Raw genomic sequence first — 20013 nt, forward strand, 5'->3', positions numbered from 1 at the left:
AATTGTACTATTTATTGTATCCATACCATGACTGCTACTCATCCTGGAACAAAATCTATTATTTCAAATCTCGTCAGCTAAAAATTTAGATTCGCTTCGCTCAACAAAATTTTTTAACGCTTCCTCGATTTAAAATAATTGACGATTTTAATTAAGTATATCTTAAAGCTCTCTTCTCTAGACCCATCAATCGCAATGTTTGCGAAGCTAAAGCCCTATCCTAGCGAAGCAAAGCTGAGCTATGGAAGGACTTATGCAGAGTAAAACGAGTCTTAGAATCTGTTCGTTTCTATAATTCTCTAAAAACAAAGACCCATATCCCAAGGTCGGAAGATTTTGTAAATGGATATGCCGTTAAGAAAATCTCCTGACGCACGAGTGAAAATTAAATTTCTGTGACTACTGAGATATAGAGTGCATATAAAAGAAACATTTGGGTTAGATTGAGATTTTTAGGCATCGGAATGTCAAAATCACTAAGGATAAGAATAGCTAATACAAGGGGTTCCGTCTACCAAGTGAGGCTTGCTGAAGGCAAGCTTCTAATCATGCCCTCCGCTAAGGAGTCGCTTGTGGGGTGTAACGGGGAGGGGTTTAAGGGGAGGCCGATGAGGACCCATGCGAAAGGGTCCTTGGGCCTCCCCTTGAGACGAAGATTCAATATTAAATAGAAATCGAAAATTAAATGGTTAAGTTACGTTGACAATTATTATATAGTAACTTATTAATTGATAAAGTTACAAAAATAAAAAACAAAATAATAATAATAAATCTCTAAGAATAAAAGAGGGGATTTTTAAAAGGGGCTTTTGTAAGCCCCTTTAAAGTTAAAATACTATTCCTACTATCATTATTGCCACTGGCATTAATATAACTGTCATTATTCCTGCTATAGCAATTGATAAACCACTCATTGCTCCTTGGACTTCTCCCATCATCCTAGCTTCTGATGTGCCAACGGCGTGGGATGATGTGCCTATTGCAACTCCTTGAGCTACTGGGTCTGTTATCTTGAAGATTTTCATTACAAGTGGGGCTATTACTGCTCCTGTCACTCCTCTTATTACTACTGTTATAGCTGTTAGAGCAACGATTCCTTGGTATTCTCCAGATAGGGATATTGCTATTGCTGTTGTTATTGATTGTGGTATTAAGGATACTGTTAAATCTTTTCCAAGACCTAATACTTTTGTTAGTCCTATGGCTAGTAGCATTGATACTATTGATCCTATCAAAACCCCTACCAGGATCGGTATGATGTTTTTCTTTAGGACATCGAGGTTTATGTAAAGGTCTATGATCATTGCAACTGTTGCTGGTCCTATGAAAAATGCTATGAAGTCTCCGCCGAGCTTATAGTATTCATAAGGGATTCCTGTTACATACAAGAATCCTACTATAAGTAAGATTGCTATTAGCAAAGGATTTGCTAGGGCGGTTTTTAATTTTGAGTTTATCCATTTGGCGATTTCATAGGCTGCAAAGGAGAGGATTATTCCAAAATATTGGTTATTAAATATTGCTTCCATATCTATTTTCTCCTTTTTTGCAAGGTTTGCACTACTAAACCTGTTACAACCATTGTAACTGCTGTTCCAATTAGAACTGAGATTACTAAGGCAGGGATTTTGCCTTTTATAACATCATAATTTGCTACAATTCCTACTCCGACCGGTACAAATAAAAAAGCTAGGTTTATTAATATACCATCTGATGTTGTTTTTACATCTTCTACCTTTAAGATATTGAAGCGAAGCGCTAGGAAAAGATAAAACATTCCATAAACTGCTTCTGGAACAGGAAAGTTAATTATTTTCCTTGTGAGCACGCCTAGAAATAGGCATGCGCACAGGATTACAAATTCTTTTAGGTATTTCATTGATCTGTCCTTAGTCTACAGATACAACTTTTCCTGGATTTAGAATCATGTTAGGGTCGAATACTTTTTTGATTCCCCTGATTAGATTTGTATTTATTTCTCCTTCAAATTCTCTCATGTATTGTAGTTTACCGTGGCCTATACCGTGTTCACCTGATAGTTGTCCACCAAATTCATAGGCTTTTGTATAGATTTCTTCCATGAAATCATGAACTTGTTTGTTGAATTCTTCTTTTTTGTCTTCGTCATTTGATACTGCGTAAATGTGGAGGTTACCGTCACCAGCGTGACCAAATGATTGAACGTCGAAGTCATATTTTTCGCCTGCTTCATTTACGAAGTTGATGAATTCTGCTATCTTGTTGATTGGAACTACCACGTCGCACTCATCTACTAATTTGTATTGGCTGTCGATTGCTTCTAGGAAGGAGCTTCTTGCTGCCCATGCGTCTTTTATTGCATTTGGTGTATCTGCTACTAGTACATCGATTGCTCCATTTTCTACTAATAGTTCTGCAGCTTGTTCCATTTGTAGGTCGATTTCATCTTCGTTGTCACCATCGAAGGTGATAAGTAGGTAAGCATTAACATCTGTACCTTCTATGTTTTTAGGGAATGTTTCCTTACCTATGTATTTTTCAGATGCTATAATAATTTTTCTTTCCATAAATTCTATAGCTTGTGGTTTTAAGTGAGCTCTAAATAGTACTGGAACTGTAGCTATACAATCTTCTAGTGTTTCAAATGGAACTATTAATGAAATTGTATGTTTAGCTTGTGGAACTATTCTTAGTGTTAATTCTGTTATAATTCCAAGTGTACCTTCAGAACCTACCATAAGGTCTTTTAGAGAATAACCTGTAGATGTTTTAGAAACTACAGCACCAAATCTTGTTACTTCACCAGTTGGTAAAACTACTTCCATTGCTCTTACATAATCTCTTGTTGTACCATATTTTACAGCTCTCATACCGCCGGCATTTGTTGATACGTTTCCGCCAAGAGTTGCAAATTTTTCGCCTGGATCAGGTGGGTACATATAGCCTTTTGTTAGACAATCTTCAGCAAGGTCGTGTAAGTAAACACCAGGTTGTACCTTTACAACTAAGTTATCAAGATCGTATTCAAGGATTTTGTTCATTCCTTGCATATCAATCATAACTCCGCCGTTGATAGCAACACCAGATCCTACTAGACCAGAACCAGCACCACGAGCTAGTACAGGTATCTTATGTTCGTTACAAATTGTAAGAATGGTAGATACATCATCTGTAGATTTAGCTTCGATTAATACATCTGGTTGGTAAGAACCGTAGATAGGCATTTCATCGTGGAAAAAGTCTTCGTTGATATCGTTTCCCGCATAAACTTTGCCAGAAACATAGTCTCTAAATTGTTGAATGATATTTTCATCAACTTTGTTATAATCAGTCATATTTATCCTCCTTATGAAACTGACACAAACTATATTGTTTGTCTTTAATAGTATAACAAAAATATGTAATCAAATCAAATTAAAATGTTAAATAAAACACATAATTATTTTGACAAGAGCAAGAAAACGTTTGAAAAAGCCTTGATTGCAAGTATAGTTTAATTAAATAGGATTTGCTAAAAAATATTTTTTACGAGGGTATTTATACTTTTTCCATCGAGATTTAGTTAAAATACCTATGCTTTTATGCTTATTTTGTAAAATTTTTGATTTTTATTTGACAAAGTCCCATTTGATTGTTAAGATAATAACAGTAGGATAAGCCTGTAAGAAATATACAATCTTATAGGTAATATTAGTAATAAGGAGTTAATATGTATAAGTTAAACGAAGAACAATTAGAAATGCAACAAATGTTTAGAGATTTTGCAGAAAAAGAAGTTGCTCCAATAGCAATCGAAATTGATGAAGAGCACAGATTCCCTGAAGAAAATGTTGCTAAAATGCAAGAATTAGGATTTTTTGGTATTCCTTTTGATGAAGAATACGGTGGAATCGGACTAGATACACTTACATATGTACTTTGTGTTGAAGAATTATCAAAAGCATGTGCTTCAACAGGAGTTATAGTTTCAGCTCATACATCACTTTGTGCTGATGCAATTAATAAATTTGGTAACGAAGAACAAAAGGAAAAATACCTTACACCACTTGCTTCAGGCGAAAAATTAGGTGCTTTTGCCCTTACAGAACCAGACGCTGGTACAGATGCTTCAGGTCAAAAAACAACAGCTGTTAAAGATGGTGATGAATACGTTCTTAACGGATCAAAAATCTTTATAACAAACGCTGGTTATGCTGACACATATGTTGTATTTGCTATGACAGATAAATCACAAGGAACAAAAGGAATCTCAGCATTTATAGTTGAAAAGGGAACACCTGGTTTTGATTTCGGTACTAAAGAAGATAAGATGGGTATCAAAGCTTCATCTACAATGGAATTAGTATTTAGAGATTGTAGAATTCCTGCAGCAAACCTACTTGGCGAAGAAGGCAAGGGCTTTAAATATGCTATGCAAACACTTGATGGTGGTAGAATTGGTATAGCTGCTCAAGCACTAGGTATAGCAGAAGGAGCTTTAAACAAAGCTATCAAATATGTTAAAGAAAGAGAACAATTTGGTAGACCAATAGCTAAATTCCAAAATACACAATTTAAATTAGCTGAAATGGCTATCGATATAGAATCAGCTCGTCACCTAGTTTATAAGGCAGCAACACTTAAAGATTCTGGCGAAAGCTATACAGTAGCAGCTGCTGAAGCTAAGCTAAAAGCTGCAAGAGTAGCAATGGATGTTACAACAAAAGCTGTTCAATTACTTGGTGGCTATGGTTATGTTAAAGAATACGAAGTAGAAAGAATGATGAGAGATGCAAAAATTACAGAAATCTATGAAGGTACTTCAGAGGTTATGCTAATGGTTGTTGGTGGTTCACTTTTAAGATAAGATAAATCGAAGGGAGATAAATATGAACATATTCGTATGTGCTAAACAAGTTCCGGATACAAATGAGATTAAAATTGATCCGGTTACTAATACATTAATAAGAAAAGGCGTTCCAAGCATTTTAAATACTTATGATGCTTTTGCTCTTGAGCAAGCTTTAAGACTAAAAGATAAAGATCCAGAAATTAAAATTACAGTTATATCAATGGGACCTCCACAAGCAGATCAAATGCTTAGAGATTGTCTAGCAGTAGGTGCTGACAATGCTTACCTAGTTACAGATAGAAAATTTGGTGGTTCAGATACTCTAGCTACATCATATATAATTTCTGAAGCTATCAAAAAAGTAGCCGAAACTGAAGGACAACCAGACATGGTATTTTGTGGACTTCAAGCAATCGATGGTGATACAGCTCAAGTAGGTCCAGAAATAGCTGAACACTTAGGACTTCCACAAGTAACTTATGCTTATACAGTAGAATTAAATGATGAAGGAATAAAAGTACTTCAAGAAGTTGAAGGTGGAGCTAGAAATATCCAAATGACACTTCCAGGTCTTGTAACATTTACAAAATACGGTGATGAAGATTTAAGATATCCAAAAATCAAAAATAAATTAAAAGCTAAAAAAGCAACTATCGAACAAATTACACTTGAAGAACTTAAAGATACTATAGATGAAACAGCTATAGGTCTAAAAGGCTCACCAACAAGAGTAAACAAATCTTACACACCAACAGTTGAAAAAACTGGTGAAATGTTTGTAGATATGGAAGCTGGAGAAGCTTGTGATAAGCTAATAGCAGCTTTAGCTGATAAGAAGCTTATTTAAGGAGGAACTATGTCAGAAAATAAAAACCTTTGGGTAATAGTCGAAACTAAAGAAGATGGTTCAGCTGTAAATGTAGGTCTTGAATTATTAAATCCAGGAAGAAAAATGGCTGACACACTTGGTGGAGACCTAGTAGCTGTTATAATCGGTCAAGATGTAGCAAAAGCTAAAGAAGAAGTAAAAGATCATGGTGTTGATAGAATAATCACTTGCGAAGGTGAAGTATACAAAGATTACAGCACAGATGTTTATGCAAATGCAATAGAAAAACTTGTTGAAAAATACAACCCAGACACAATCTTAATTGGTGCAACAAACCAAGGTAGAGATTTAGGCCCAAGAGTTTCAGCAAGACTTCACACAGGACTTACAGCAGACTGTACAGAACTTGATGTTGATGCTGAAACAGGAAACGTACAATGGACAAGACCAGCATTTGGTGGTAACTTAATGGCACAAATCCTATGCCCAGACTCAAGACCACAAATGGGTACAGTACGTCCAGGTGTATTCCCTAAAGAAGCATTCGGTAGAAAAGATAATATCGAAGAAATCGAAGAAAATATAGAATTTACAGGTGAAATCAGAACAAAAATCCTTGACTTTATCCCAAGAGATGAAGGAGATGATGTAGATTTAGTTGGAGCTGAATTTATCGTATCAGGTGGACGTGGTCTAGGCGATCCAAGCAACTTAAAGCTTATTGAAGACCTAGCAGAAGCCCTAGGTGCAACAGTAGGATCATCTCGTCCATTAGTAGACTCAGGATGGATTTCTCATTCACACCAAGTAGGTCAATCAGGTAAAACAGTAGCACCTAAGGTATATATAGCAGTAGGTATATCTGGAGCTATCCAACACTTGGCTGGTATAAATGCGTCAGATACAATAATTGCTATAAATAAAGATCCAGATGCTCCAATCTTTGATGTCGCAGATTATGGTATCGTAGGAGATTTATTTGAGGTAGTACCTGCACTTATCGAAAAGATAAACGCTAGAAAAGCTTGATAATAAAATATAAGGCACTCTTGCAAAATGAAAGAATATAATTAAGACATAGGCTAATGGTAGGCTTATAGGAATCCTATAAGCCTGCTAGAAGGCTAATTTAAAAGTCTAGATAATTAAAATTTATTTTCACTTGCAAAACTGCCTTTTTTATTACATGGTATAGACAAAATATAGTCAATCTTATATATCGAGATAAAATATAGAAAATAATCATTAAATATTTAACTATTTTTGTTAAAAAATATACATATTTGATTGACAAAAAAATATCAACTGTTATAATAAATATATAAGGATATACTTTTGGGTATATAAGTAATAGCCCAGATAAACTTAGATTAGATGTTGCAAACGATTTATAAAAAGGGGGATTAATGGAATACAAAACTCTAAAGTATGAAGTTAACGGTTATGTTGGTAAATTAAGTATCAATAGACCAGAAGCTTTAAACGCACTTAATTCAGAAGTACTTGATGAACTAGATATTTTAGTAGAGGAAATCAAAAAAGATAAAGACCTTAGATGCCTTATTATCACAGGCGAAGGCAGAAGCTTTGTTGCAGGAGCTGATATTAAAGAAATGTCAACTCTTACACCTATAGAAGGCAAAGAATTTGGTGCAAAAGGACTATCAGTATTTAGAAAAATTGAGTCACTTCCAATTCCAGTAATAGCACAAATTAATGGATTTGCCCTAGGCGGTGGATGCGAACTTGCTATGAGTTGTGACTTTAGAATAGCTAGTGAAAAGGCTTTATTTGGTCAACCTGAAGTTGGTCTTGGCATAACACCAGGTTTTGCTGGAACACAAAGACTACAAAGATTAGTTGGTCCTGGCTTCGCTAAATATTTAATCTATACTGCAAACAATATCAAAGCTGACAAGGCTTATGAAATTGGACTTGTACAAGAAGTAGTAGAAGCTGATAAGCTTGAAGAAAGAGTAAACGAACTTGCAAACAAGATTGCTGGCAATGCTCCAATAGCTGTTAGAGCATCAAAAGAAGCAATAAATGTTGGTGGACAAGTTGATATTGATAGTGCAATAAAGGTTGAAGAAAACCTATTTGCTCTAACATTCTCAAGTGAAGATCAAAAAGCAGGCATGGAAGCTTTCCTAAACAAGGGTAAGGCAGAATTTAAAAATAAATAAGGAGATTTTAAATGAAAATTGGTGTAATTGGTTCAGGAATAATGGGTGGCGGAATTGTAGAAACTGCTGCTAAAAGTTATGAAGTTGTTGTAAGAGATATTAAAGATGAATTCTTAGAAAAAGCAAAAGCTAGAATAGAAAAATCTTATGCTAAACAAGTTGCTAAAGAAAGAATGACAGAAGAAGCTAAAGAAGCTGCACTTAAAAACATTTCTTATACAACAGAAGTTAAAGATTTAGCTGATTGTGATGTAGTAATCGAAGCTGCAACAGAAAATCCTAAACTTAAAAAAGAAATCTTTAAAGAATTAGACGAAGTAGTAAAAGAAGGTGCAATCCTTGCTTCAAACACATCTTCACTTTCAATCACAGACATAGCTGCAGTTACAAAAAGACCAGAAAATGTAATTGGTATGCACTTCTTCAATCCAGTTCCAGTTATGAAACTTGTTGAAGTTATCAGAGGTCTTCATACATCTGATGAAACAAACAAGGCAATCTTTGAACTAGCTGAAAAACTTGGCAAACAACCAATCGAAGTTAAAGAAGGCCCAGGTTTTGTAGTAAATAGACTTCTAATCCCAATGATTAACGAAGCTGTTGGCGTATTAGCTGATGGACTTGCAAGTGTTGAAGATATCGATAAAGGTATGCAACTTGGTGCTAACCATCCAATGGGACCTCTTGCTTTAGGAGATTTAATCGGTCTAGATACATGCCTTGCAATCATGGAAGTTCTTTACAATGAATTTGGTGATAGCAAATATAGACCATGCCCACTTCTAAGACAAATGGTAAGAGCAGGAGACCTTGGTAGAAAAACAGGCAAAGGCTTCTACGATTATAGCAAATAAGATTGAATAGAGAAAGAATTTAAGGAGATAATATGACTAAAAAAGTAGTAATAGCAAGTGCAGCAAGAACACCAGTAGGCGCATACGGCGGAGCATTCAAAACAGTAACAGCTAGAGAATTAGGTGCAGTAGCAGCTAAAGCAGCAATCGAAAGAGCAGGAATTAAACCAGAAGATATAGACGAATCAATCCTAGGTTGCGTACTTCAAGCAGGTAATGGCCAAAATATCGCTCGTCAAATCGCGCTAGATGCAGGTATTCCAAAAGAAAAACCAGCAATGACTCTTAACATCGTTTGTGGTTCAGGTCTAAGATCAGTATCATTAGCAGCTCAAATGATCCTTGCAGGTGATTGCGATGTAGTACTAGCAGGTGGTACAGAATCAATGTCTAACGCTCCATACCTATTAACAGATGAAAGATGGGGAGCTAGAATGGGTGATAAAAAAGTTGTCGATGAAATGATCAAAGACGGACTTTGGGATGCATTCAATGACTACCACATGGGAGTTACAGCTGAAAATATAGCTGAAAAATTCGGCCTAACAAGAGAAGAACAAGATGCCCTTGCTGCAGACAGCCAACAAAAAGCTGCAAAAGCTAGAGCTGAAGGTAGATTTAAAGATGAAATCGTACCAGTAGAAGTAAAGGGAAGAAAAGGCAAAGTAACAGTAGTAGATACAGATGAATACATCAAAGAAGGCGTAACAAAAGAAAGTATTTCAGGTCTAAGACCAGCTTTCATTAAAGATGGTACAGTTACAGCTGCAAACGCATCAGGCATCAACGATGGTGCTGCTTGTCTAGTAGTAATGAGTGAAGAAAAAGCTAAAGAACTTGGCGTTAAACCACTTGCTACAATAGTTTCTTACGCTACAGAAGGTGTTGATCCAAAAATCATGGGTACAGGCCCAATCCCAACAGTAAGAAAAGCTCTTGAAAAAGCTAACCTAACACTTGAAGATATCGACCTAATCGAGGCTAACGAAGCATTCGCAGCTCAAGCTCTATCAGTAATTAAAGAACTAGGTCTAAACACAGATATAGTAAACGTTAACGGTGGAGCAATTGCAATCGGTCACCCAGTTGGAGCAAGCGGAGCAAGAATCCTTACAACTTTACTATATGAAATGCAAAAGAGAGACTCTAAAAAAGGTATCGCAACACTTTGTATAGGTGGCGGTATGGGTACTGCAGTAATAGTAGAAAGATAAGATAGTTTATAAAGTATGCGGATATTCTTGTCTGCATACTTTTTTTGCTATCAATAAAGAATTTAATAGAAAAGATTGATAATTTTTTTCAATTATGGGTATACTATAACTAAGAAAACGATATTACAAAGGAGTTTTATTAATGGACTATAAAAAACTATACGAAGAAAAACTAATCACAGCCAAAGAAGCAGCGGCAATGGTAAAAGATGGTGATTGGATTGAAATGGGTTGGGCTGCCCTTACACCAGTTGATTTTGACAAGGCTCTAGCAGCAAGAGTTGATGAAGTTAAAGATGTTAAGGTAAGAGGCGGTGTTGTTCCTTATATGCCTTATGTAGGAGCAGCTGATCCAACAGGCGAACACATCACATATCATTCTTGGCATGCATCAGGAACAGAAAGAAAACTAATAAATAACAACAAATACGGCGCTTACTTTATGCCAATTAAATATAGTGAGCTTCCAAGATATTTAGCAGAAAATGCTGATAAAGCAGCTATAAGTGTAATCCAAGTATCACCAATGGATAAGCACGGCAACTTCAACTTTGGTGTTTCTGCATCACACACAATAGCATCATTCCAAAATTCTGATAAGATTATCCTAGAAATCAATGAAAACGTACCAAGAGCCCTTGGTGGTTTTGAAAACTTTATAAACATCAAAGATGTAGATTACGTATACGAATCAAGCAATTATCCAATGCTAACCCTTCCAAGTGCAAAATTTGGTGAAGAAGAATTAAAGGCTGCAAAATATGTAGTAGATATTTTACGTGATGGTGATACAATCCAATTAGGTATAGGTGGCCTTCCAAATGCGATAGGATCTCAAATAGCAAAATCTGACCTAAAAGACTTAGGTGTTCACTCAGAAATGTATGTAGATGCCTTTAGAGAAATGGCTCTAGCAGGTAGAATAACAGGTCTTAAGAAAAACATAGACATAGGCCGTCAAACCTACGCTTTCGCAGCAGGTAGCCAAGAACTATATGATTATATAGATGACAATGAAGAATTAATGGCAGCACCAGTTGATTATGTAAATGACGTAGGAGTAGTAGCATCACTTGATAACTTCGTATCAATTAACACTGTTCTTCAAGTAGACCTTTGGGGACAAATCTCAGCTGAGTCTGTAGGAACAAAACATATCTCAGGAGCAGGTGGAGCCCTAGACTTCGTACTTGGTGCTTATAGATCAAAAGGTGGTAGATCAATCATCTCACTAATCTCTTCAAGAGTAAATAAAGATGGTAAGAGAATTTCAAATATCGTTCCAACCTTTGCACCAGGAACCCAAGCAACAGCAGTAAGATCTAATACCCACTATATAGCTACAGAACAAGGTATAGTAAACTTTAAGGGTCTAACAACCTGGCAAGCAGCCGAAGCTTTAGTAAGCCTAGCTCACCCAGATAATAGAGATGAATTAATAAAACAAGCAGAAGAATTAGGAATCTGGAGAAATACCAACAAGAGAATCTAAGATTTAAAAATGCCCTAGCATTGGTTATTCAATGCAGGGCAATTTTTTTGAAAATTATAAGCTTTCTTCTTCATAAATTGACTTATAAAGGGCCTTAAGAGCCTTGTTCTCATCATCCTTGTCTATAAAGATAAAAAGGGAATTATTGCTAGCCCCCTGGATAATATATTCTATATTTACATTTATATCATCAAGAACTTTAGAAAAAATGTAAAGGGCCTTACTCATCTTATCCTTAAGACCTTCTCCTACTATAGCAATGGCCTTTAACCTGTCATTAAGGTCTAATTCATCAAGGTCAAAAGATGAATTGATGGCGTTTATAATAGAAAGCTTTCTAGATTTATCTTTTATATATGAGCTTCTTACCAGGATAGAAACAGAGTCGATAGATGTCGGGATGTGCTCAACGGCAATATGCATATATTGGAAAATATCGAGGACATTTTTGATATAACCGATTTTTCTATTCATCATATATTCAGTCAAGGTAAAGGAAGTAAAAGCTCCAACATCTGATATTCCTATGATTGGATTTTCACTTATATCTGTCCTATCTTTGGAAATGATAGTACCACCTTCATCAGGATTATTAGTGCTCTTTACGTGTATTTCAATATTTGTATCAAGAAGGGGCTGGACAGCATCCTCTTGGAAAATCTCAAAACCGTTGTAGGATAATTCCCTCATCTCTGCATATGAAATGTTTTTGATAGGGGCAGGATTATAAAACATATTTGGATTTGCTGAATATATATAGGTCATATCTGTATAATTTTCATAAATATCGCAAGAAAGTCCCCTAGCAACCATAGATCCTGTTATATCTGACCCTCCCCTTGAAAATGTGAGCCTATAGCCTTCATCATTGTAGCCGAAAAATCCAGGAATGACCAAAATTTCCTTACAATTTTCATATTTTTTAATCAAATCATAGGAAATATCTAAGATTTTGGCATCATTTAAAGAGTATTCAAGTCTTATTCCAAGGTCTTTTGGGGATATGTATTTTGCTTCAAGACCTACTTTTTCAAGGTAGACTGCTATAAGCCTTGCGTTAAAATCTTCTCCAGCCGACTTGATAGCATTTTCTAGATAAAAATCATCATCTATATTTTTTAAAAAGCCGATAAGAGTATCTTTAAAAGAATCTATGATTCTTAAGTCAAGGTCAAGCTCTTTTGCTATATCCTTATATCTTAAAATAATTTGATCTAAACTATTGATGTAGCTAGGGCTATCTTGCTTATAGTCCTTATAAAGATTTATCAAAAGATCTGTGACCTTTATATCTGCCTTAAATCTCTTGCCTGGTGCAGAGACAATGATGGCCCTTATGTCCTTATCATTTTTTACAATATTTGTTAATTTTTTTATTTGATTGGCGTTAGCTACTGAGCTTCCCCCAAATTTAGCTGTTTTTTTCATATCATATTCTCCTATTGTATTAAAGTATACCACTATTTGCATTAAAATGAAATAACTTGCATAAAAATAATTTAAAACTTGACAAAATACATAATAACTGATAGACTATTTAATAAATACAGATTTAGTTAAGGGGTCGCGGTTGCAAAGATTAGGAGAACCGAAAGGTGTAACCGCCGAAATACATGGTATTGGTCATATGTCAAATAGGTATATGACTGTCAAAAAGATGTGCCAAATCTTTTTGGAGTACTTGCTAAGTCAGGCGAAAGGAAGATCATGAGCCTTTTGCTTGTGGTCTTTTTCTTTTTGGGCCAAGTATTAAGTCATGATTTAGGAGGAAAAATGTTAGATAAAAACTATGAATATATAGACAATATTCTCCATATTGGTGGGGTTTCGACTTTAAAATTAGTAGAGGAATATGGAACACCCCTCTATGTATATGATCAAAAATTAATAAAGGATACGGCTTCTTGTTTTATAGAAAATTTTAAGTCAGATACCCTAAGAACCGAGGTGATTTATGCATCAAAGGCACTTTCCAATCTCTATATCCTTGGCCTACTAGCAAAAAAAGGAACTTTTGTAGATGCTGTTTCAATGGGGGAAATATTTCTAGCTTTGAAAGCAGGTTTTAAGCCTGAAAAAATTCATTTTCATGGTAATAACAAAACAAAAGAAGAACTTGCCTATGCTATAGATAATAATATCGGCCTGATAATAATAGATAATTACGACGAATTTAAACTAATAGAAGATTTGCTTTTAAATTCTGATAAAAAAATCGACTGCCTACTTAGGATTAATCCTGATGTGAAGACATCAACTCATAAATATATCCAAACATCAAATGCCGATTCAAAATTTGGAATAAACATAAGAGATGAAAAATTAAAGGATATAATAAAAGAGATGACAAATTCAAAGGTCATCAAGCTTCTTGGTTTTCACGCTCATATAGGTAGCCAGGTCAATGAGCTTGGCTTTTTCAAGGAAGAAGCTGATATCTTACTTAGATTTACTAAGGAAATGGAAGAGGCTCTAGCCTATAAATTTAAGGCAATAAATTTCGGTGGAGGCTTTGGAGTTAGGCAAAATACATCGGATCCTTCTTATGATTTGGGAGCCTTCCTCAAAGAATTTATAGGCTACATAGAAAAATCTATAAAAGATTATGACTTATCAATAGAGACTGTAGGCATAGAGCCAGGTAGGTCTATGGTAAATCAAGCAGGTACAACCCTCTATAGGGTAGGTTCTATCAAACATACACTAGAAGGCTTGCCTCTAGTTTTTGTAGATGGGGGCATGAGTGATAATATCAGGCCTAGTCTTTATGGGGCCAAATACGACGCTCTTCTTGCAAATAGGGCTAAGGGGGAAGCTTATGAGACTTATAGGGTGGCAGGTAAGCTTTGTGAGTCAGGTGATATCTTGATAGATGAAGCAAGGCTAAATAACCCACAAAAGGGCGATATCCTTGCTATAGAAAATACCGGAGCCTACTCGCTTGCGATGTCTTCATCCTACAACAAGCAGCTAAAGCCTGCTGTGGTATTTGTGGAAGATGGCAAGGCAAGTCTTGCTGTAAAAAGAGAAGCTTTAGAAGATTTAATTGTAAATGATTTAGAATATATTGAAGATTAAGGAGAAAATAATGAGAAAAGTAAATGTAGCGGTAGTTGGTGCAAGTGGCTTAGTTGGTAGAAAGATAAGGGAAATCCTTGAAGAAAGGAATTTCCCTGTAGAAAAACTCTTTGCCTTCGCTTCCAAAAAATCAGCAGGAACAAAAATTGAATACGCAGGTAGGGAAGTAATAATTGAAGAGCTCAAAGAAGACTCCTTTGATGGTAGGGGAATCGATATAGCCCTATTTGCAGCAGGTGGATCAGTTTCTGAAAAATACATACCACTTGCAATCAAAAACAATATAAAAGTCGTAGATAACTCTTCATTTTTCAGGATGGACAAAAATGTACCATTGGTAATTCCTGAGGTAAATCCTGATGATATCAAGGAAGATGATATGCTAATAGCAAACCCAAATTGTTCTACAATCCAATCAGTCCTTGCTATTTCAAAAATTCACAAAGATTTTGGAATTGAAAGAATAATCTATAACACCTACCAAGCCGTATCCGGTGGTGGCGAAAGGGCCCTTGAAGACCTCTATGAAAAGAAAAATGACCACTGGAAATACAAGATTTATGACAATGTTCTTCCTCAAATCGACGTATTTTTAGATAATGGCTACACTAAAGAAGAGATGAAAATGATCGATGAAACTAGGAAAATCCTAGATGATCAGGATTTAAAAATCACAGCTACAGCCATAAGGGTACCTGTAAGCAATTCTCACGGTGTATCAATTAACCTTAAACTTAAAAAAGACTTCACTCTTGATGAGATTAGACAGACAATCAAAGCTACACCAGGAGTAATTTTAGAAGATGATATCAAAGAAGAAATCTACCCAATGCCAGCCTTTGTTTCAGGCAAGGACGAAGTTTTTGTGGGTAGGATTAGAGAAGATTATTCTTGTGAAAGATCTCTAAACCTATGGACAGTTGCCGATAATATTAGAAAGGGAGCTGCTCTAAATGCAATAGAGATAGCTGAACTTTTAGTGGAGGATATGTGATGATATTTACAGGCTCTGCAGTAGCGGTAATAACGCCATTTGATGAAAATTTTGATGTGGATTATAAGGCCTATGACAAAATCTTAGACTTTCATCTAGAAAATTCTACCGATGCCCTAGTTGTGTGCGGAACCACTGGTGAAGCCACAACTATGACAGAAGATGAGAAGATAAGACTAATTAAATATACGGTAGAAAAAATTGATGGAAGGATGCCGATAATTGCGGGCACAGGTTCAAATGACACCTACTCTACGGCAGCCTTTAGCAAAAAGGTCGGCAAAATAGAAGGAGTGGATGGCTTGCTAGTAGTGACTCCTTACTATAATAAGGCCACAAAAGAAGGCCTTTACGAGCACTTTGCCTATATAGCAAAGAATTCGTCTAAGCCAATTATTCTTTATAATGTTCCGTCAAGGACAAATGTAAATATCGACCTTGATACTACATTAAGGCTTGCGCAAATTGAAAATATAGTTGGAATAAAGGATGCTACAGGAGATTTAGCTTATACAGCGAAGCTTTTAGCCCATAAGCCAAAAGACTTTGCGGTCTATTCAGGAAATGATGACTTGACCTTGCCAATGCTTGCCCTAGGTATAGATGGATCAATATCGGTACTTGCAAATATTTTACCAAAAGAAAACCACGAAATTTACGAACTTTTTAAGGCTGGACAAACTGACCATGCAACTAAGCTTCATCTAAAATACATAGATCTAATAAAAGATTTATTTATAGAAGTAAATCCAGTTCCAGTTAAGGCTGCAGCAGCAATGATGGGCCTTTGCCAAAATACTCTTAGACTACCTTTAACACCTGCAAATACCAACACAGAAGTGATTTTAAAAGAAAAATTAAAGGAGTTTGGCCTATGTTAAATATTTTATTAGTAGGTGCCAAGGGAGCCATGGGAAGGACCTTAGCAGAAGTGGTAAGGGAAAATGATAATTATAAGATTATTGCCGGAATAGATAAGGATTGTGATGGGGGCAGCGACTTTCCAATCTATGATGATTTTTCAAAAGTAGAAGCAAAGGCGGATGTCATAATAGATTTTTCAAATAGGGCTCTCCTAGATGATATTATTTCTTATGCAAGTTCTAGGGAAATTCCTGTAATCTTTGCTACAACAGGCTATACAGACGAAGACTTGGCAAAAATTAATGGTCTTTCAGCTAAAATAGCCTTTATGCAAGAGGGGAATTATTCCCTTGGCATAAATATTATGCTAGAAGCTGCAAGGCTTTTAGCCAAGGGCCTAAGTGACTTTGACATAGAAATAGTAGAAAGTCACCACAACAAGAAAAAAGACAACCCATCAGGCACAGCCAATATGATCTTCGATGCTGTAAATTCTGCAAAAGATAATAAGCTTAACAAGGTCATGAGAGCTATGACCCATGATGATGAAAGAAAGCCTACAGATGTTGGTATTTTATCAGTAAGGGCTGGAACAATTGTAGGTGAGCATAGGCTAATATTTGCTGGAGTCGATGAGGTCTTAGAAGTAAAACACCAGGCAGGGTCTAAAAAAATCTTTGCCATAGGGGCTCTTAAGGCCGCAAGCTTCATAGCTGGAAAGAATCCGGGAAGATATGATTTTAAAGATGTAATAAGAGGTATTGATGATTAAGATAGGAATAGTTGGTTACGGGAATTTAGGAAAATCAGTAGAAAAAGCAATAAAAGAAAGCCTTGACATGGATCTTGTGAAGATATTTTCGAGGAGAAAATTAGACCACGAATCTTATGAGTCTTTAGATAATATTTTAGCTTATAAGGAAGATGTTGATCTTTTAATCCTTTGCGGGTCATCAGATAAGGACATTATGGCCCAAGGTCCGAAGCTTTTAGAAAATTTCAATACCCTAGATTCTTTTGATAATCACGCAAAGATTAAAGAATATTATCATATGATGGATGAAATAGGCAAGAAAGCTAATAAGCTTGCCTTAATTTCTACAGGTTGGGACCCAGGACTATTTTCCCTCCAAAGGCTAATAGGCCAGGCGATCCTCCCACAAGGTGCAACTTATACATTTTGGGGTAAGGGCGTAAGCCAGGGCCATTCAGCTGCTTGCAGGGCAATTGATGGGGTGATAGATTCCACCCAATACACCATACCAAGGGATGAAGTCCTAGAAAGAGTTAGGGCGGGGGAGGAAATCGAATTTGACCCTCATAAGGCCCATCTTAGAGAGGTTTTTGTAGTTGCTGAAGAAAATGCTGATAAGGGCAAAATCGAAGAGGCCATAAAGACCATGCCAGATTATTTTGTAGGATATGAAACTATAGTTCACTTTATAAGCCAAGAAGAATTAAATAAAGACCACAAAGAAATGGTCCATGGTGGTTATGTATTTAGAAATGGAATGGCTTCAGGATCTACTAGGTCTGTAATAGAATTTAGCCTAGATTTAAAAAACAACCCAGACTTTACAGCAGCTTGTGATATAGCCTACGCTAGGGCGGCTTATGCTCTAAAAAAAGAAGGCAAAAAAGGTGCTATCACTGTCTTAGATGTAGCACCAAAATATTTATCTTTTAAGTCTTATGAAGATTTGATAGATTCTATTTAAGATTTCTTGGAGTCTTTAAATTACTTGCTAGCTTATAAATAGGCAAGAGATATTTAAAGGCTCCTGGATTTTTTTCTTTAATAAATGAGATGAGATCAAGCATCCAAACCACCACATATTTGCTTAGGTAAAAGGCCTGGATACCATTAGCAAGGATTGACCTTCTGCCATTTATGACGATATCATCCCTTATTTCTTTAAAATAAGCCAAAAGCTCCTTCCTATTATCATCATTTATAATAAGTTCATTAATAAGGCAGGCAAGGCTTGGTAGATATTTTTCATCAAGGTCATTAAAGGAAAAATAAATAAGGCCACTCTCAGATAAGTAAATATCATCTTCCGACCTATCATCTTTAAAATATTGGGACTTTTGGAAATTTTTAAAAAAATGTGGATAAAGTCCAAATTCATAGGAAGAATTTGCTATAGAATCCTTTAGATACTCAAGTTCATAAGCCCCATTATCAAAAGAAGCGATGAAAATTGGAGAAAGAATGGCAAGGAGCCTTAATTTTTCATTATTTTCATCATTTGAAAAAGAAATCCTAAAGGCAGATGACTTTTGGCTTTTATTTACGCTTATCTCTATGGGATTAAGGGAATAATCAGAGCCAAATTCAAATCTTTCAATCCTTTCTCCTGTAAATTTTTCTAAGAACATTGGATTAAATCGGCATACTTGCCAGAGCTTGCCTTTATTAAATCATCTGGCTTTAGCTTAAGGCTGTGACCAACCTTGCCTGCAGATACTTTTATAAATTCAAGATCTTTGGCCTTCTTGTCAATAAAAACTGGAAAATTTTTCTTAAGAGCAAGGGGAGTAGTGGCTCCTCTTTCATAGCCCACGGTATTTTTTAAATCCTTAAGATGAAGCATGGAAAGGGACTTGACCCCAATTTCTTTAGCAGCCTTCTTAAAGTCTATTTCATCTGCCCCATTTATGACAAGGATGTATATATCACCATTTTTAGACTCGCAAGCTAGGGTCTTAAAGACTGTTGCTATGTCAGTTCCATTTTCTGCTGCTAAATCAGTTGCAGAAACAAATTCGTGGTCTAATTCATAGTCTATATGTTCATATGGTATTTTTTTCTTATCTAAAAATCTCATTGCATTTGTTTTAATTTCTTTTTTGATAATAATCACCTCAGAAGAATTATACTTTAAATATATAAAAAATGGGTATAAATTTCTATATGAAGGAGTTAAGATGAGCGAAAAAGTTTATGCAAATTATATATATGATTCCTGCTATAGCTTGGAATATGGAGATTTATTCCTTGTATTTGATTATGCAAGGGGTATCTTAGATATACCAGAAACAAAACATAGCTTGTTTTTTGTGACGAAGAATGATGAAAATTCTTATACAACAGAGATTTTCAACCTAGCCAAGCTTAAATCTATAAACTATGTCCTTAGCGAATCTGTAAGGGACCTTAAATATCAGGATAATATAATCTATTTAAATAAGGATGAGCTTGGCATGAAAGACCTTAAAGATTTATATAATAAGGAAGATGTCAAACTGGTAAAAGATCATGATTTTTTAAATTTCAAGCTGGCAGATAAAAACATTAGGATCAGATGCTTTAGTATAGATAAGTCTAGCCTTGCTTATTTAATAAGAATAGACTCTTTGGTTATCTTTTATGGGGGAAATATTAATTTAGCTGAGATAGATGAATCCTCTTATCTTGACTTATTAGATATTTTAGAAGAAGAAAAAATTGATATAATTTTCTTGCCGATATATCCTTTGGATGAAAAATCTTTTGCTTATTTGGACACCTTAGTGAAAGTTTCTGAAAGCCAGATATTTTTTCCTACTAAGATTGGTGGGAGAGAAGCTATAAGCAAAGAGTTTAAAGAAAAATATAATAATAATGATTTAGATATAAGGAAGATAAGCAAGCTAAACGAAGAAATCGAAATAGAAGTTGACTGATTTAGTTCTAAAAGCTTGGTGAA

Annotated in this window: 19 protein-coding genes and 1 riboswitch; of the genes, 13 read left to right on the top strand and 6 right to left on the bottom strand. The window is 35.4% G+C overall.

Features of this window, described 5'->3' with window-relative positions:
• Positions 1-827 precede the first annotated feature (827 nt).
• Genes ACCQ42_RS00825 through ACCQ42_RS00835 form a run of 3 tightly spaced genes read right to left on the bottom strand, consistent with a single transcriptional unit; the run spans position 828 to position 3314 of the window.
• Positions 828-1520, bottom strand: coding sequence for an LrgB family protein (locus ACCQ42_RS00825; protein ID WP_106461136.1), 693 nt, complete (start codon positions 1518-1520; stop codon positions 828-830).
• Between the two features lie 11 nt (positions 1521-1531).
• Positions 1532-1879 (bottom strand): CidA/LrgA family protein, encoded by a 348-nt coding sequence (locus tag ACCQ42_RS00830; protein WP_265214334.1) that lies wholly within the window; start codon positions 1877-1879, stop codon positions 1532-1534.
• A 10-nt stretch (positions 1880-1889) separates the two neighbouring features.
• On the bottom strand, positions 1890-3314 hold the full coding sequence (locus tag ACCQ42_RS00835; protein ID WP_106460787.1) for an FAD-binding oxidoreductase: 1425 nt from the start codon (positions 3312-3314) through the stop codon (positions 1890-1892).
• A 374-nt stretch (positions 3315-3688) separates the two neighbouring features.
• Here ACCQ42_RS00835 and ACCQ42_RS00840 point away from each other — a divergent pair, with 374 nt between their 5' ends.
• From ACCQ42_RS00840 to ACCQ42_RS00870, 7 genes are all read left to right on the top strand, one after another.
• Complete coding sequence (locus tag ACCQ42_RS00840; protein ID WP_410035077.1) at positions 3689-4825, top strand: acyl-CoA dehydrogenase; 1137 nt, start codon at positions 3689-3691, stop codon at positions 4823-4825.
• Positions 4826-4847: 22 nt separating this feature from the next.
• A complete protein-coding gene (locus ACCQ42_RS00845) occupies positions 4848-5657 on the top strand; it encodes an electron transfer flavoprotein subunit beta/FixA family protein (RefSeq protein ID WP_106460785.1) in 810 nt (269 codons plus the stop codon).
• Between the two features lie 9 nt (positions 5658-5666).
• Complete coding sequence (locus ACCQ42_RS00850) at positions 5667-6668, top strand: electron transfer flavoprotein subunit alpha/FixB family protein (protein ID WP_106460784.1); 1002 nt, start codon at positions 5667-5669, stop codon at positions 6666-6668.
• 377 nt (positions 6669-7045) lie between these two features.
• On the top strand, positions 7046-7825 hold the full coding sequence (locus tag ACCQ42_RS00855; RefSeq protein WP_106460783.1) for an enoyl-CoA hydratase-related protein: 780 nt from the start codon (positions 7046-7048) through the stop codon (positions 7823-7825).
• An 11-nt stretch (positions 7826-7836) separates the two neighbouring features.
• Positions 7837-8679, top strand: a complete 843-nt coding sequence (locus tag ACCQ42_RS00860) for a 3-hydroxybutyryl-CoA dehydrogenase (protein WP_106460782.1) — start codon at positions 7837-7839, stop codon at positions 8677-8679.
• A 32-nt stretch (positions 8680-8711) separates the two neighbouring features.
• A complete protein-coding gene (locus ACCQ42_RS00865) occupies positions 8712-9893 on the top strand; it encodes an acetyl-CoA C-acetyltransferase (RefSeq protein WP_106460781.1) in 1182 nt (393 codons plus the stop codon).
• Between the two features lie 142 nt (positions 9894-10035).
• Positions 10036-11385: an acetyl-CoA hydrolase/transferase C-terminal domain-containing protein gene (locus ACCQ42_RS00870; RefSeq protein WP_410035078.1), complete on the top strand. Its 1350-nt coding sequence runs from the start codon at positions 10036-10038 to the stop codon at positions 11383-11385.
• Between the two features lie 54 nt (positions 11386-11439).
• Here the strand turns inward: ACCQ42_RS00870 and ACCQ42_RS00875 are convergent, their stop codons facing one another.
• Complete coding sequence (locus ACCQ42_RS00875) at positions 11440-12813, bottom strand: aspartate kinase (protein ID WP_410035079.1); 1374 nt, start codon at positions 12811-12813, stop codon at positions 11440-11442.
• A gap of 122 nt (positions 12814-12935) precedes the next feature.
• A riboswitch (Lysine riboswitch) is annotated at positions 12936-13076 on the top strand.
• 82 nt (positions 13077-13158) lie between these two features.
• Between ACCQ42_RS00875 and lysA the strand changes: the two genes are divergently transcribed.
• From lysA to ACCQ42_RS00900, 5 genes are read left to right on the top strand one after another with little or no spacing between them, the layout of a single operon-like run.
• Positions 13159-14463 (top strand): diaminopimelate decarboxylase, encoded by a 1305-nt coding sequence (lysA, locus tag ACCQ42_RS00880; RefSeq protein WP_106461135.1) that lies wholly within the window; start codon positions 13159-13161, stop codon positions 14461-14463.
• 10 nt (positions 14464-14473) lie between these two features.
• Entirely contained in the window at positions 14474-15457 is a 984-nt protein-coding gene (locus ACCQ42_RS00885; protein WP_106460778.1) for an aspartate-semialdehyde dehydrogenase, read from the top strand.
• Complete coding sequence (gene dapA / locus ACCQ42_RS00890; RefSeq protein ID WP_106460777.1) at positions 15457-16338, top strand: 4-hydroxy-tetrahydrodipicolinate synthase; 882 nt, start codon at positions 15457-15459, stop codon at positions 16336-16338. Before ACCQ42_RS00885 ends, dapA begins: the two co-directional genes overlap by 1 nt.
• The gene (dapB, locus tag ACCQ42_RS00895; protein WP_106460776.1) at positions 16332-17093 is read left to right on the top strand and encodes a 4-hydroxy-tetrahydrodipicolinate reductase; all 762 of its coding nucleotides are present in this window, start codon (positions 16332-16334) and stop codon (positions 17091-17093) included. The genes dapA and dapB overlap by 7 nt, the downstream gene beginning before the upstream one ends.
• Entirely contained in the window at positions 17086-18039 is a 954-nt protein-coding gene (locus ACCQ42_RS00900; protein WP_106460775.1) for a diaminopimelate dehydrogenase, read from the top strand. Before dapB ends, ACCQ42_RS00900 begins: the two co-directional genes overlap by 8 nt.
• Here the strand turns inward: ACCQ42_RS00900 and ACCQ42_RS00905 are convergent.
• Both ACCQ42_RS00905 and ACCQ42_RS00910 read right to left on the bottom strand, forming a co-directional pair.
• Positions 18032-18703: a hypothetical protein gene (locus ACCQ42_RS00905; protein ID WP_234025838.1), complete on the bottom strand. Its 672-nt coding sequence runs from the start codon at positions 18701-18703 to the stop codon at positions 18032-18034. The two genes, ACCQ42_RS00900 and ACCQ42_RS00905, sit on opposite strands and share 8 nt — an antisense overlap.
• On the bottom strand, positions 18694-19188 hold the full coding sequence (locus ACCQ42_RS00910) for an aminoacyl-tRNA deacylase (RefSeq protein ID WP_234025837.1): 495 nt from the start codon (positions 19186-19188) through the stop codon (positions 18694-18696). Before ACCQ42_RS00910 ends, ACCQ42_RS00905 begins: the two co-directional genes overlap by 10 nt.
• A 64-nt stretch (positions 19189-19252) precedes the next feature.
• On the opposite strand from ACCQ42_RS00910, the gene ACCQ42_RS00915 reads away from it, so the two are divergent.
• Complete coding sequence (locus tag ACCQ42_RS00915) at positions 19253-19990, top strand: hypothetical protein (RefSeq protein ID WP_410035080.1); 738 nt, start codon at positions 19253-19255, stop codon at positions 19988-19990.
• Positions 19991-20013: the final 23 nt, after the last annotated feature.

The organism is Anaerococcus kampingae, from assembly GCF_046365475.1.
Classification (GTDB): domain Bacteria; phylum Bacillota; class Clostridia; order Tissierellales; family Peptoniphilaceae; genus Anaerococcus; species Anaerococcus kampingae.